Below are 14,164 nucleotides of genomic sequence, written 5' to 3'. Positions count from 1 at the left end.
TTACCAAATGTTTTGGCGTTCAAACCATGCTGACGACAATAAGCCCTTTGCGATAAGCCGCTAACCTGCCAGGCTCCTATATGGTTTTGTTTGAGTAGCGTTAATGCCATCAATTATCTCCCTGAAATATGTCTGGGGATAATAATGGACTGGATTATCTGTGTTTAGATGGACGCGCTGAACGCTTACAACGAACTGCTAGTTTCTGTGTATTTAATTTATTTGTAGAGATACAGCTTAAATTAGCCACAAATATACCGATAATCAATGTGTAAGGTTTATTACACTATTTTTGATTATTGGCATTTCTAGATTGATATGGGAACGAAAAATAGATTTCTTAGTCTATTTTTTTATAAACTTTATGACATTTGAGAACAGACAAAATGAAACTATTTAAGAAAATACCTAATCTAAGGGAAATTCGACAGAAACTTGACCTTAATCAACAAGAATTCTGGAGTAAAGTAGGTGTAACCCAGAGTGGTGGTTCACGTTATGAGAGTGGGCGAGAAATGCCAAAAGCTGTCAGAGAGCTGGTACGTTTGGTTCATATTGATCATATTGATTTGACCAAAATCAAACGAGATGATCTGATTGTAGCTGCAATGCTAAAAGCACAGTATCCTGAACTATATAAAAGCTTGAAAAAATCAGCGAAATTGAAATAACTTCGAAGGTTCCATTTATTGATATTTAGTAAACCAGCTAATTGCGTTAGAAATATTGACTGATTTTATAAATCGTGATTATGGATGAACTTTTACTTTCAACCCAAGATTTTCAATTTTTTCGGCAAATAATTCCATCCATCCTGTCGAAACTTTCGAGAGTCGCGGTGCCTCAGGTTGCAGAGAAGGGCGTGCCAGCCCGTATAGCAATACTCCTTGTAATAATATACCTTCTTGTTGTATTTTGTAGAGAAACTCAAGATAGGCGTTAATTTCCTTCTCAGGAGGAGGTGTACCATCTATTTTAAACACGCAGGTTTGTAGCCAGGTCGGGCATAACGATGCGGCCAACCCCAGATTGTTATGCATCTTTTGTAAACTCATTCGAGTATTGTTGATGCGGCTTCGACCTTCTAGCGTCACACTGTCTAATTTGAACCAGATCTCACCATTTAGTTTTGCCATACGGCTAAGTCCCCTCTGAACAGAGGGTCGATCAATCAAACTTCCATTGGTAATCAAAATCAATTTGAGCCCTTCTGGTAGTGGAAAATCATATTTGACCCGCTCAATCAGGCTTATTGCCTGCTCAAACTCTTTTGCACTTGTTGGTTCCCCATTGCCTGATAAAGCGATATCATTGATACGTCTGGCTTGCGGCGGTACTTTATCTAGCATAAAGCGTCCATAAAGCAGCTCATTGAGAAAAGTGCGTAACTCCTGCTCAAGTTTGTCTAAATCGATCGTTGGTGATGAACCACGTTTGAGATCTGGCACTTGGCAATAGATACATCGCCAATTACAAGCGTTATTGGGATTCAGATTGATTCCAATTGATACGCCCGAGGCTCGACGTGAGATAACAGGATAAACGTAAATCATGCTAGCGCTATCGCGGCCATGATCTGAAACGCTTAATAGTTTAGCAGCAGGCTTCAATGATATAATCCACCAAATGTTGATTACGCGTAGGCTAGAATTTGATGCGGGACATCGTATTTCCACACACAATAGTCAGTGCCGTCATTTGCATGGTCACCGTTATGTGGTAGAAATTACTTTATCAGGCAATATTATCTCTGAGGAGGGTGTACCAGAGCAAGGGATGGTTATGGATTTCTCTGAAATTAAACGTATTGCTAAAGATGTTTTAGTCGATAAGTGGGACCATGCTTTTCTAGTGTATGCTGGGGATACGATTGTACTTGAATTTCTACAATCACTCGAAAATCATAAAACAGTTATCTTAGACACACAACCAACCGCAGAAAATCTAGCAATTAAAGCTTTTCATATACTAGACTTCGCATTTCAAGGTATTTACGGAAATCGACTTAGATTAGAGCAAGTTCGATTGTATGAAACACCTAATTGCTGGGCCGATGCGATAAGAGAAAGAATTAACCGTACTTACAATTTGTAATAATATGAATCTAATAATCTGCGGCCATGTTTGTTGATTCCCATTGTCACTTGGATTTCCCTGATCTTGCGGTCAATCTTGATGAATTACTAGATAATATGCGACAAAATAACGTTACACATGCATTGTGTGTAAGCGTTAATCTAGCGAACTTTCCTCGTGTACGCTCATTAGCGGAATTGCATCACAATCTTTTTGCATCTGTGGGTGTACACCCTGACTATGAGAGTTTAATTGAACCGAACGCTTTGCAATTAGCAGAACTTGCTGATCATCCTAAAGTTGTTGCTATTGGAGAAACTGGACTTGATTATTTTCGACTTAAAGGAGATCTAGAATGGCAAAGAGATCGCTTTCGTCAGCATATTCGCGCAGCAAAGCAATGCAATAAGCCGCTTATCATTCATACACGTGAAGCAGCGGCTGATACGTTGCGGATTATGGCTGAAGAAGGTGCAGACAGTGTAGGGGGTGTAATGCATTGCTTCACAGAAAATTGGCAAGTCGCACAACAGGCAATTGAGATGAATTTTTACATATCATTTTCTGGCATTATTACCTTTAAGAATGCTACTACTGTTAAAGATGTCGCTAGAAAAATTCGCCTTGATCGGATATTAATTGAAACAGATTCTCCCTATCTTGCTCCAGTACCGTATCGTGGAAAGATCAATCAGCCGGCTTTCGTATGCTATATTGCTGAAGAGATAGCCAAATTGCGTGAAATGAGTTTGAAAGAAATCGCAGCAATTACCACAAATAATTTTTTCAACCTATTTAAGATAGTTTAAGATGCTATGGCATATTTTCTTATCGATGCAACTGCAAACAATGAATATGATCTTATCTGGAAAATACTAGCTGGAAAGCGCTTATCCAGACACCAAAAATCGATAAAAAGCTATACTCCGCACGGCCACAATTGCGGAAAATAGAGACGCAAAAGAAACCTTATAATTTAAGGGTTTCAGCACCTTCAAAATCTGCAATTGTGGCCGCGCGGAGTATATATACGTTACTAAATGAGTTGATGCTACTGAGGTAAAAGATAAGGCAAAGGCAGCATACGTAATGCCGGACCATTTAGACTTTTCCAAAATATTTTATTTGTCTCGACACTATTAGCTTGAATGACGGCAAGTGCATCAAAACCGCCTTCGGGTGAGGGTGCTGCATTGACTATCATACCGCATGATTGCTCCGATAATTCAGTAGTAAATAAATGATCACCGGCCATAACTGGTTGGGATGAAGCGATATTGGCCAGATACATACGGCGTTTTAATTTACCAAGGTATTGTGTTCGTGCGATGATTTCCTGCCCTGGGTAGCAACCTTTGTGGAAACTTACCCCCCCAATAACATCCAAGTTTACCATTTGAGGAATAAATTGCTCTTGCGTTATTGGTAAAATTACAGGAATGCCTGCCTTAATTTCCAACCAATCCCAGTACATCGTTCCAACTGGTGTCGCCTGTGAGGCTAAATGTGGCCATATTGTGATTGCCTGATCTAGCGTTGTGATAATTTCATAGCGATCTACATTCCGGCATAAAATACTTCCTTTCTCAGTATGCACTGTTCTGAGTGATGAGACTGGTAGTGTTGCTCCATGAAATATTTCTTCAATTAACAATTTTGCTTTACTTCCCGCTATACCAATACGTATCAAAGTATCACTGTAATCGTCTAATTGTACCTTCGCGCGTAGGATATACATTGAAAGGCGTTTAGAAATAACATCGAGTAGAATGGAAGGTAATTGCATGAAATACTCGTTATTGGCTATACCTGACCATATTAGAAAACTTGCTAGCATACGGCCTTTAGGAGTACAGTAACTGCCGTATTGGGCGGTTTGATGATTGACTTTCCTCAGATCACAACTTAACTGCCCTTGTAAAAAAGCTGATGCTTCTTCTCCTAAGAAATGAATGAGACCAAAACTGGAGAGATCAACCAGAATAGTATCATTTTGAGCATTTTTTAGTTCTATAGTACTATCTTTGAAATGTATAACATGCCCCTTTTCAATAATAGCATTGTGCTCTTGTAAGAAAGTCTGCCAAATAGAATTCATAGAAAAAATATCTAATCGGAAATATTAATCTTACGTTTATAGCTTATTTTATAAACTATTAATTTAACTAAATTGAAATATTAATTTCTGTAGTTATGTCAGAATTAATCATTCATCTTAAATCATCAAGACAATTTGTTGCATTATTATGTTTCACACATTTCTCAGCTGCTTGCATCTTATGGGAAATAGATTGGACAACATTCATTAGACTAATAGGGACTGTATTACTGGCTATAAGCTTATATTTATATTTGCGCTATCATGCATTGCTACTTTCATCACAATCAATCGTATCATTTTATTTATCATCAACGGATGCTTCTACTTGTAAAGCACAAACCCAGTCTAATGAACATATTATCTTTACAATTAAAAGCGATACCTTCGTAACACCCTATTTGACTGTGCTGAGTCTGAAATCTCCACACTCGATTTTTTCTCGCAATATAGTCATTTTTCCAGACGGAATTGATGTTGAGAAATTTCGGCAATTACGGATATGGTTAAGGTGGAAATGGAGAAAAAAATAAATTAACTGGTTCAGATCAGAAGATTATTTTGTTTTTTTAAATTGAGAAAGCTAAATTTCTTCTTCTACTGATAATATTCGTGCTTCTTCTTCTAGCATGACTGGAATGCCGTCTCTAATTGGAAAAGCTAAACGATCAGGTTTGCAAATTAATTCTTTTTCATTTCTCTTATAAACCAACGGACCTTTGCACAAAGGACATACTAGAATATCTAAAAGCTTTGGATCCATAAATTTTTCTCTTAGTTTTTTTAATATAATTTCTCGTAATCCAATATCAATAGCTATTTCTTCATGTAATACCCAAAATTTCTCATTAGCAAAATCAAGGCATTTTACAGCATCCTTTTCTCTCATAAGAATGATTTCAGCATCAGGAGGACATTGTATATTTTCTTTGGTGAATTGGTAATCATTAATAACAGAATGGGATTTTATATTTAATTTTAAGTACTTTAACTCATCAAGAAAGTCTTGGGAATGATTGATATCAGTAACTACGTGAATAAATTTATTTCTAAATGTAGGAATTTTGGCGCGATAATTGGAGTTAAGTAGATTTATAAAATATTCATTTCCTGGCCTTAGGTAGAATGTTTTGACATGGTTTCCAGTATTTATTGATAGTTTACTGCTTTTCTCATTTACTACTACTGCATCTACTTGATTTAGGCGAGATAGGGTATCTCGTAAAGGTCCGGCTGGAAAAATCAAGCCGTTACCAAAACTTAGTTTGCTATTATCGATCATAACAATCTCTAAATCTCGGTGGAGTCGAAGATCCTGTAAACCATCATCACAGATAAGTGCATTGCATTCAGGATGAGCTGTAAGTAGGGCTTGTGCAACACTTACACGATCATGACCAATCCATATTGGGCAAATACCCTTACTTAGATAAGCCATCAGCAGTGCTTTATTTCCTACAACACTGGGTTTACTTGAGATCGTAACAGGGAGGGGTGATCCGTAATTTTCAGAGTAGCCGCGACTAATGATCCCAGGGTGTAATCCGAAAGTTTTTAATGATTTAATTAGCAAAATTACTAAAGATGTTTTACCAGCATCCCCAACTGTAATGCTGTCAATAACAATTATTGGCACAGGCAGCTTAACTGAATGCAGCACATCAAGTCGAAATAATAATCGCTTGAATGCTAATAATATTATAAAAAACAAACTTAATGGCCAAAGAATTACATGAAGTGGTGTAATACGGTGCCAATATAGTTCAGACCAATTCATTAATCGTATATTTCTTTAAATTACAGACAATAAGACATGCAGAATTTTAAAGGGTGGTATTAAGTAAATTTTAATTCAGAGAAATTATTTCGATACGACAGCTATCTATTACAATTTATTGTGAGTTCCATCACAAAAAGGTGCATTTTTAGTTTTCTTACATGTGCATAACCAATGATCTAGCTTGCTCAAAATTAAAAGCCCAAGGAACAAATTCGGTTTCTTTATGCGAGCCATCACAAAATGGTTGAGATTTGCTGCGACTGCATGTGCACCAATAATATTGACGACCTGCTTCTAGCTGTACCTCGATTGGAGAAATTTTTTTGTGATTACACAAATAACTTCAGGGCGATTTCACTGCCAGCAGGAATATTATGTGCTGTCATAGTAGCTTGAATATTTATAAGCTGTTGCTTACTTCTCCTAATACCATTATCACTTAATGGCACACGATTATCGTCTACTAGAATACCATTTAAGGTAGAAGAAAAAAGTCTTGCAAGTTGAGCCATTTGATCAAATACTTTTTCACCATTTGCTACTCTTGGAACATCAAATAAAAAAGTAATACCATGTGTGGTAAGCGTACGCATATTGGCAGGCAAGAAGGGGGTTGTTTCATAGTTGCCGAGCGAGAACAGTATTGCATTATTTTCATCACGATATCTAAATGCGCCCTCAGATTCAAGCCTAAAACCAGATGCTTCAGCTAAGGCGCGTATTTTTGTCCCAACAAAGGCGCCACCATCTTTGCTGATAATATTAATACCCATTACTACATCCACCTCTGCACAAAATTTATCGAGGGACACCGCTTTTAAATGTGCATCCGAAATATCAGGGCAATCAGCAATTGCATTTACTTGTGATGCAAAATCTTCGACCATATCTCGGAATCGAGATAAATTGACTTCACTAACTGGCCCAGCTCGATCAGCAAGTTGTAAACAACCATTTAAGTATATATACCCACCTTTAGTATTAAGCGACTCAATGGTGATCTCCTCCCATGTCTGACCATCTTGAGTAAGTCCAAACCAATGTACAGGTTTTCCAAAGTCAAATTTTTGCTGCAATAACTCCGTTAGCTTATCGTGAGTGATTAGTTTATTAGCCCGAATACTTGTAATGTAGTTGATGGTGCTATCAAAATTAACTGATTTCTGCTCTACCGGTGATTCATCGATAGGCAGATCATCAGGTTGAAAATGTGACTGTTCTTTTATGGTTCTAGTTTCAGTTTGGAGCTCTGATAAGGATTCATTACCAAATTTTGGTTCAATACGTTCATTTTCCCACGTAGTTTTGCCCATTTTCAATAATGCATCTTCATGCTCATGCTCAAATGACCGTTTCACACTACGTCGGTAGCGTGCTTGCTGTAACCAATTAAAGAAAACTACACCGCCGATAACAATGACACCAATAATGATTAAGCTGATTTGTAAATCACTCATACCCAAAGTCGCTCATGTTTAATAAGTCAATATTATTAACTTTACTCATTATAATTATAATTTCCTTACTATCTTTAAATAACTATTAACCTATTCTTATTTCTTTTTCAAAGTTTATGGTTTTATCAAAATCAACTGTAACTATACGTGAAACTCCTTGTTCTTGCATGGTAACACCAATTAGCTGTTCTGCCATTTGTATAGTGGTTTTGCTGTGACTGATAAACAAAAATTGGGTTTCTCTCGACATGCGTTTTACCAGATCACAAAAGCGTTCTGAATTATTGTCATCTAAAGGCGCATCCACTTCATCAAGTAAGCAAAATGGTGCGGGATTAAGTTGGAATAATGAAAATACGAGCGCTAAAGCAGTAAGTGCCTTTTCTCCACCTGAGAGTAAATGAATAGAGTTATTCTTTTTGCCGGGCGGTTGTGCGGTAAGCTGCATACCTGCATCAAGAATTTCTTCACCACTTAAAACTAATTTTGCTTGTCCTCCCCCAAAGATAGTTGTGAATAATTCGCTTAAATTAGTATTTACCTTATCAAAAGTTTTTGTTAAGCGTTCCTGTGTTTCTCGATCAATTTGTCGAATTGCATTTTCTAAAGTGGCGACCGCTTCTTTTAAATCACTAGATTGTTCATCAAGATATGCTTTACGCGCTTGAGAAGCTTGCAACTCCTCCAATGCGGCGAGATTAACAGCTCCAAGCGCTGTAATTTCAGTATTAATTCGATTAATTTCTGTTTTCAATCTGGGAGGGTGTGCACTAATTAACAAAGGAAGCAATTCATCTTCTTTTGCGCCGACCTCTAAAAGTTTCTCATTGAACTGATTTTCAGTTAGACGCGCTTCCTGCTCCTTAAGTCGTGTCTGATTGATAGAGTCTCTGAGCTGATGTGAAATCTGCTCAGACTTCACTCGCGCTTGCTCTATTTCACGTAGCACATCGATTGTATTTTCTAGATCATGACGCACCGATGTCAAAATCTGCTCCTGATATATTCTCTTTGCTAGCCATTCATTAAGCAGAGTTTTAAGTGGCTCATCATCCAGATCATCTTGTGCGTTATGCAATTTTTCCAGAGTTTCCGTTAAATCGTCTGTACTCTGATTGATTGCCAGGATATCGTTTTTTAGTTGTTCAATTTTGTTTTGACAGTTTTTTTCATGAAAGACAGCTTCACGCCTTTCTTCTGCCAAATTTTGTATAAGTAATCGTTGTGTAGCAAGTGATTGTTCGGCGACCTCGCAAGTTAACTTAATTTGCTGCAGTTGCTCTTCTAGATTAGCGATTTGTGTTTTATTCTCAGCAAGCTTTATTTCAGCTTCTTGCTTTTGAGCGTATTCCACTGATATTTGATGTGAGATCTCAATCAACTCATCCTCGATTTGGCGGTGTCGTTGTGACACTCGCTCCATAAGCTGTGAAAGCTGCACGATCTCAAGCTGCAACTCATGTTCCTGTTGCTTTAGTTGCAATATTTCGCTATGTAGTTCCGAGATTGTCGCCTCAAGTTCGTGACAAGTTTCTTCTATCTCAGACAAAGTTAATTGAGAACGGGAGAGACTTTTCCCAAATTTGTCGATATCGGCCTCAATTTGGGTTATCTCGCGTTGCCGTGCTAAAACACCATGTAAGTGAGAATCAGGTGCATAGTAGCTCAAGCTGCAGTAAGTAAATACATGGCCTTCAGGAGTAATCAACATTTCACCAGGAATAAGTTCCTTCTGCTGGGTGAGGCCAGCTTCAATATCACTAATGGTAAATATCCCGTTTAACCAGGTTTCCACAACGGGTTGAATCCCATCATGGGTATAAATTAGATATGAACTGAGTAGTGACCATTGCTTCTCTTCTTGTACTAAATGGCTTGTAGATTGATTATTAATTGGCGTCGTTGTCTCAAAGATGGACCATTTCCCGGGAGGCGGGTTATTTTTCCAGTTCAAAGCAATTTCGAGTTGCTCAACGACAGCGGCATTAATACGCTCACGCAAAACAGCTTCTAATGCATTCTCCCAGCCTTTTTCAATTTGTATGTACTGCCATAAACGCGGTAATAAATCCAATTGGAGCTGGGATAGCCACGTATCCAATGCTTTATTATTCTCGAGGCGACATTGTATACGCTGTAAAGCTGCATGCTGTGCTTTGGCTTGAGTAAGCTCTTGCTGGGCAGATTGGACATTCTGCAAAGCTTCCTTTCGTATATGCTGAATGACTTTTAATTGATTTTCTGCTTCAGTCAGAACACGCTGCTTCTCTTCTAATTGAACCAGGATCTGATTTTTTTCTTCCACTAAGCTGGTGAGCTCTTTTTGGTCAATCTCGGGTTGGGAGTTTTTTTCTCGGATTAAGCGCTCATGACGTGAATTTAATTGTTGGATTGCTTTATCTGTATGGATTAGATGGCTCTGTTGCAATTTTTCTGTTTGTTGCGCTAGTAGCAGATTTTTCTGCACAGCAAATAACTGATCCTGGCTAGAGCGAAAAGCTGATTCAGCTTCTGGTAATTTTTCATTTTCTAAGTAGTAATTCTGACTGGTGGAGATACAAGCTAATTCCGCCTGTTCAATTTCCTGGCGCCAATGGGTAAGATGAGCAAGCGCCTCTTGCATTTGTTGCTGATTGTTTTGTAGCTGCATTTCGATTGTAGAGATTTGTTTTGCAAAATATTCTCTACTTTCCTGTGCATGTTGTAGTCTTTGCTCAATCCGTGCAATCTCAGCATTAATTGAATATAACTCACCTTGCATCTGATGTTGCCGATCGCTCAACGCGTATTGTTGGGCACGCATCTCTTCAAGCTGTTGGTCCATTTCATGCAAGCTGGTTATTTTGTTTTCCAGTTCTAGTCCCAGCTGTTGAATTGCTTCCTCAGCATGGATGCGCTTTGTGATCGCTTCCTGTTTCTGGATTAACCATAAAATATTACAAGCGGTATTTAATCGCTTTTGCAAGTCACTAAATTTTCGGGCGATATTTGCCTGCGCTTCCAAGCGTTGTAATTGCTTACCTAACTCCTGAAGAATGTCTTCCACGCGCATAAGATTCCCCCGTGTGTCAGTCAAACGCAGTTCGGTTTCATGTCGTCGATCACGATATTTGGAAATACCTGCTGCTTCTTCAAGAAATATGCGTAACTCCATGGGTTTAGCATCGATGATCCGAGAAATCATTCCTTGTTCGATGATCGCATAACCGCGACCACTAACTCCTGTACCGAGAAAAATATCGGTAATATCTCGACGACGCACATGGGTATTATTGATATAGTAGGCTGACTCGCTATCACGCTGAATGACACGTTTAATAGATATTTCGCTATACGCTGCCCATTGGCTGGCTACCTTCCCGAGTTTATTGTCAAAAATGAGCTCTACGCTAGCACGTCCAACGGGTTTACGGTTGACCGAACCACTAAAGATTACATCCTGTATTGATTCTCCGCGCAGAGCCGTTGCTCTGGATTCACCTAAAACCCAGCGAACAGCATCAATGACGTTTGATTTTCCACATCCATTTGGTCCAACAATTCCCACCAGATTTCCGGGAATAGGAATGGTGGTTGGATCTACAAAGGATTTGAACCCAGCGAGTTTGATTTGGGATAGACGCAATTTAGTAGTAAATAAAATTGGTATAATTTACCGGAAGAATAACTTCAAGAGTTATTTTAACTGATTTAACCTTAACCAAACGAGTTGAAGAGACACGCATGGCAAGTAAGCCCTCAAAAAAACTGGAAACTTTTGACAATCCATTTCCTGTAAGGGATTATCGGATTCATATGGAAATACCGGAATTTACCTGTTTATGCCCCAAAACTGGACAACCTGATTTCGCAAGACTGATTCTGGATTATATTCCTGACAAAAAATGTGTCGAACTGAAAAGCCTCAAACTCTATATTTGGTCCTACCGTAATGAGGGAGTTTTCCATGAGGCAGTTACCAATCAAATCCTCGATGACCTGGTGACTGCTCTAAAACCGAGATATATGCGTCTTACTGCCAAATTTTATGTGCGTGGTGGAATTTTTACCAATGTCATTGTGGAACATCGCAAAAAAGACTGGAAACCAGCACCCGCGCTTTTCTTTGAACCATTTGATGAACAATCTAATACACGTGGCTAATAATCGAATATATATGATTGCTAAATTGATAGAGTAGGCTGCTGTTATGGATGATTTCAGAGAAGAACGTGATGCGATGGGCACTATTCAGGTTTCTGCTCATGTGCTGTGGGGTGCACAGACGCAACGTTCTTTACAAAATTTCAAAATTTCCAGTGAGAAAATGCCTCCTGCGCTGATTCACGCGCTAGCGTTAGTAAAACGTGCAGCGGCACGCGTGAATTGTGATTTGGGTTTGCTTGATCAAACTGTTGCAAATGCAATTATTGATGCTGCTGATGAAGTGATAGCGGGTCAACATGCAACGGAATTTCCTTTGGTTGTATGGCAAACAGGTTCCGGTACGCAGACCAATATGAATATAAATGAGGTACTGGCAAATCGAGCCTCTGAATTATTGGGAGGAGGGCGCGGCAGCAAACGGAAAGTTCATCCCAATGATGATGTGAATAAAGCACAATCTTCCAATGATGTATTTCCGACAGCAATGCATGTGGCATCAGTTCAGGCAATCTATAATCAATTGATGCCTGCAATTCGGTCATTGCGTCAAACGTTATCTTGTAAATCTGAAGAATTTACCCATATTGTCAAAATAGGTAGAACTCATTTGCAAGATGCAACTCCATTGACGTTAGGGCAAGAATTCTCTGGTTATGTCTCGCAACTAGATCATGGATTAACTCATATTGAGGCATCATTGCCCCATCTATATGAATTAGCTTTGGGTGGAACGGCTGTGGGAACTGGCTTGAATACACATCCTGAATTCGCAGAACGTGTAGCAACTGAAATTGCAAAGCTAACCAAATTCCCTTTTGTGACTGCTCTAAACAAATTTGAAGCACTCGCTGCTAATGATGCACTGGTACATGCGCATGGCGCATTAAAAACGCTGGCAGTATCTTTAATGAAAATTGCCAATGATATTCGCTGGCTTGCTTCCGGTCCTCGCTGCGGAATTGGCGAAATCAGAATTCCGGAGAATGAACCAGGCAGTTCAATCATGCCCGGTAAAGTTAATCCCACTCAGTCAGAAGCAATGACCATGCTGTGCTGTCAGGTGATGGGTAATGACGTGGCCATTAACATGGGTGGAGCAATGGGTAATTTTCAACTTAACGTAATGAAACCATTAATCATCCATAATTTTCTGCAGAGTACAAGATTGCTCGCAGATGGAATAATGAGCTTCAACGACCATTGTGCAATAGGCATTACGGCTAATGTTGAACGTATCAATATGCTGATGCAGCATTCCTTAATGCTCGTGACCGCTCTAAATCCCCACATTGGCTACGACAAAGCCGCAGAAATCGCTAAAAAAGCATATCACGAAGAAACATCACTCAAAGAGGCCGCGCTCTCTTTGGGTTATGTTACTGCAGAAGAGTTTGATATATGGGTTAATCCTGAAGAGATGGTAGGAAAAAATTAAATAGCATATCTTGGTACCATGAACCCAATACTGACCAGTATATCTTTGCTCATTGTGAGTAATATTTTTATGACTTTTGCTTGGTATGCACATCTCAAGGAATTGAATTCTGCACCTTGGTTTGTTGCAGCTCTAACAAGCTGGTTAGTAGCTTCTTTGGAATATATGTTCCAGGTTCCTGCGAATAGGATTGGATATACGGTACTTAGCGTAGGACAACTTAAGATCATCCAGGAAATTGTGACATTAAGTATTTTTGTGCCTTTTGCTGCTTTTTATTTAAAAGAGCCGCTAAAACTGGATTATCTGTGGGCTGGCCTGTGCATGATTGGAGCCGTTTATTTTATATTTAGAGATAAAATCTCTTAGAAGCTCACAATATGTCGCTTGTGATTATTGCAATCCCTGCCCATGCCCTTGATCCTTATCGACTGGTCGCCCCTGACAACAGATCAGCATCAGCAACTCTTACGAGCGGCTTTGCCTACGGGAGGGCATTCCGTTACCTTGCACGAAGAAATTCATCCCGTTAAGAAACTGGGCAACCGTCGGATACAGCAGCGATTTCTTAGGAGTTTGCAAGCATTGCTACCAGCCAATGTAGCACCTATCATCGTTGCTGATTCTGGATTTCGCACGCCATTCTTTCGCGAAGTTGAAAATCTGGGCTGGCATTGGCTCGGGCGAATCCGCAATCGCGATTTCATTGCCTGGGTCAACCGGCCTAACGATTGGCTGGCGGCAAAGTCACTCTACGCTAAAGCCACTCGAACAACACCCAAGTGCTTAGGCTCGGCCCGTTGGGTACGTAGCCATCCGCTAAACGGTGAGCGGGTGATTTTTATAGGCCCGCTAGAGGTCGTAAACAGCTGACCGCCCAACATCATCCAAGCAAATCCAGTGCCAGTCGTAAACATGCAAACATGCCAAACGCGAAAAAGAGCCTTAGCCTCAGACAACCTGATCTCGGAGCATCCCTCGTTTTTAAAGAATTCTAAAGAACAAATATAAATCAATCGATTACATGTGCCAGGGGAGGAGATACAAAAATAGGCAGTCAAACAAACTGGATTTTGAGAAGATACGATTTTTGAGATGAACTCTATACAGATATTCTTTCGAGGAATTCCTGATGCCACAACTTCACTTGCCACTATTCCCCCACGGAGTAA

At 39.4% G+C, this 14,164-nt stretch carries 15 protein-coding genes and 1 pseudogene; 8 read left to right on the top strand and 8 right to left on the bottom strand.

Features of this window, described 5'->3' with window-relative positions; translation table 11 throughout:
• Positions 1-386 precede the first annotated feature (386 nt).
• The gene (locus BLP80_RS12810; protein WP_090543848.1) at positions 387-671 is read left to right on the top strand and encodes a helix-turn-helix domain-containing protein; all 285 of its coding nucleotides are present in this window, start codon (positions 387-389) and stop codon (positions 669-671) included.
• A 78-nt stretch (positions 672-749) separates the two neighbouring features.
• On the opposite strand, the gene BLP80_RS12805 is transcribed toward BLP80_RS12810, so the two are convergent.
• Complete coding sequence (locus BLP80_RS12805; protein ID WP_256325095.1) at positions 750-1,610, bottom strand: radical SAM protein; 861 nt, start codon at positions 1,608-1,610, stop codon at positions 750-752.
• A 16-nt stretch (positions 1,611-1,626) separates the two neighbouring features.
• Here BLP80_RS12805 and queD point away from each other — a divergent pair, with 16 nt between their 5' ends.
• Both queD and BLP80_RS12795 read left to right on the top strand, forming a co-directional pair.
• Complete coding sequence (gene queD, locus BLP80_RS12800) at positions 1,627-2,094, top strand: 6-carboxytetrahydropterin synthase QueD (protein WP_090543846.1); 468 nt, start codon at positions 1,627-1,629, stop codon at positions 2,092-2,094.
• Between the two features lie 26 nt (positions 2,095-2,120).
• Positions 2,121-2,885 (top strand): TatD family hydrolase, encoded by a 765-nt coding sequence (locus BLP80_RS12795; RefSeq protein WP_090543844.1) that lies wholly within the window; start codon positions 2,121-2,123, stop codon positions 2,883-2,885.
• Positions 2,886-3,127: 242 nt separating this feature from the next.
• Here BLP80_RS12795 and BLP80_RS12790 read toward each other — a convergent pair whose 3' ends face one another.
• Entirely contained in the window at positions 3,128-4,174 is a 1,047-nt protein-coding gene (locus BLP80_RS12790; RefSeq protein ID WP_090543842.1) for a CAF17-like 4Fe-4S cluster assembly/insertion protein YgfZ, read from the bottom strand.
• Positions 4,175-4,269: 95 nt separating this feature from the next.
• On the opposite strand from BLP80_RS12790, the gene BLP80_RS16710 reads away from it, so the two are divergent.
• A complete protein-coding gene (locus tag BLP80_RS16710; protein WP_371128830.1) occupies positions 4,270-4,707 on the top strand; it encodes a protein YgfX in 438 nt (145 codons plus the stop codon).
• Positions 4,708-4,757: 50 nt separating this feature from the next.
• On the opposite strand, the gene BLP80_RS16395 is transcribed toward BLP80_RS16710, so the two are convergent.
• The 6 genes and pseudogenes from BLP80_RS16395 to smc all read right to left on the bottom strand — a co-directional run bounded on the left by BLP80_RS16395 (position 4,758) and on the right by smc (position 11,036).
• Entirely contained in the window at positions 4,758-4,937 is a 180-nt protein-coding gene (locus tag BLP80_RS16395) for a Trm112 family protein (RefSeq protein WP_256325097.1), read from the bottom strand.
• 24 nt (positions 4,938-4,961) lie between these two features.
• Positions 4,962-5,951 (bottom strand): annotated as a pseudogene (gene lpxK, locus BLP80_RS12785) (tetraacyldisaccharide 4'-kinase); the annotation flags it as partial.
• Positions 5,952-6,059: 108 nt separating this feature from the next.
• Positions 6,060-6,143, bottom strand: a complete 84-nt coding sequence (locus BLP80_RS16390; protein ID WP_256325096.1) for a CDGSH iron-sulfur domain-containing protein — start codon at positions 6,141-6,143, stop codon at positions 6,060-6,062.
• Positions 6,109-6,291 carry a CDGSH iron-sulfur domain-containing protein gene (locus BLP80_RS12780; protein WP_256325094.1) on the bottom strand — a complete coding sequence of 61 codons (183 nt, stop codon included), beginning with the start codon at positions 6,289-6,291 and terminating at the stop codon, positions 6,109-6,111. Before BLP80_RS12780 ends, BLP80_RS16390 begins: the two co-directional genes overlap by 35 nt.
• The gene (locus tag BLP80_RS12775) at positions 6,284-7,411 is read right to left on the bottom strand and encodes a cell division protein ZipA C-terminal FtsZ-binding domain-containing protein (protein ID WP_090543837.1); all 1,128 of its coding nucleotides are present in this window, start codon (positions 7,409-7,411) and stop codon (positions 6,284-6,286) included. Before BLP80_RS12775 ends, BLP80_RS12780 begins: the two co-directional genes overlap by 8 nt.
• An 85-nt stretch (positions 7,412-7,496) precedes the next feature.
• Complete coding sequence (smc, locus tag BLP80_RS12770) at positions 7,497-11,036, bottom strand: chromosome segregation protein SMC (protein WP_090543835.1); 3,540 nt, start codon at positions 11,034-11,036, stop codon at positions 7,497-7,499.
• 98 nt (positions 11,037-11,134) lie between these two features.
• Between smc and queF the strand changes: the two genes are divergently transcribed.
• Genes queF through BLP80_RS12750 form a run of 4 tightly spaced genes read left to right on the top strand, consistent with a single transcriptional unit; the run spans position 11,135 to position 13,865 of the window.
• Positions 11,135-11,554: a preQ(1) synthase gene (queF, locus tag BLP80_RS12765; RefSeq protein ID WP_090543833.1), complete on the top strand. Its 420-nt coding sequence runs from the start codon at positions 11,135-11,137 to the stop codon at positions 11,552-11,554.
• 46 nt (positions 11,555-11,600) lie between these two features.
• Positions 11,601-12,992 carry a class II fumarate hydratase gene (fumC, locus tag BLP80_RS12760; RefSeq protein WP_090543831.1) on the top strand — a complete coding sequence of 464 codons (1,392 nt, stop codon included), beginning with the start codon at positions 11,601-11,603 and terminating at the stop codon, positions 12,990-12,992.
• Positions 12,993-13,010: 18 nt separating this feature from the next.
• Positions 13,011-13,361: a DMT family protein gene (locus tag BLP80_RS12755; protein ID WP_090543829.1), complete on the top strand. Its 351-nt coding sequence runs from the start codon at positions 13,011-13,013 to the stop codon at positions 13,359-13,361.
• Positions 13,362-13,403: 42 nt separating this feature from the next.
• A complete protein-coding gene (locus BLP80_RS12750; RefSeq protein WP_090543827.1) occupies positions 13,404-13,865 on the top strand; it encodes a hypothetical protein in 462 nt (153 codons plus the stop codon).
• Positions 13,866-14,164 lie beyond the last annotated feature (299 nt).

Source organism: Nitrosomonas sp. Nm132 (assembly GCF_900100485.1).
GTDB lineage: Bacteria > Pseudomonadota > Gammaproteobacteria > Burkholderiales > Nitrosomonadaceae > Nitrosomonas.
Note: the sequence above shows the minus strand (reverse complement) of the source record. Positions and strands in the feature narration are given on the sequence as shown.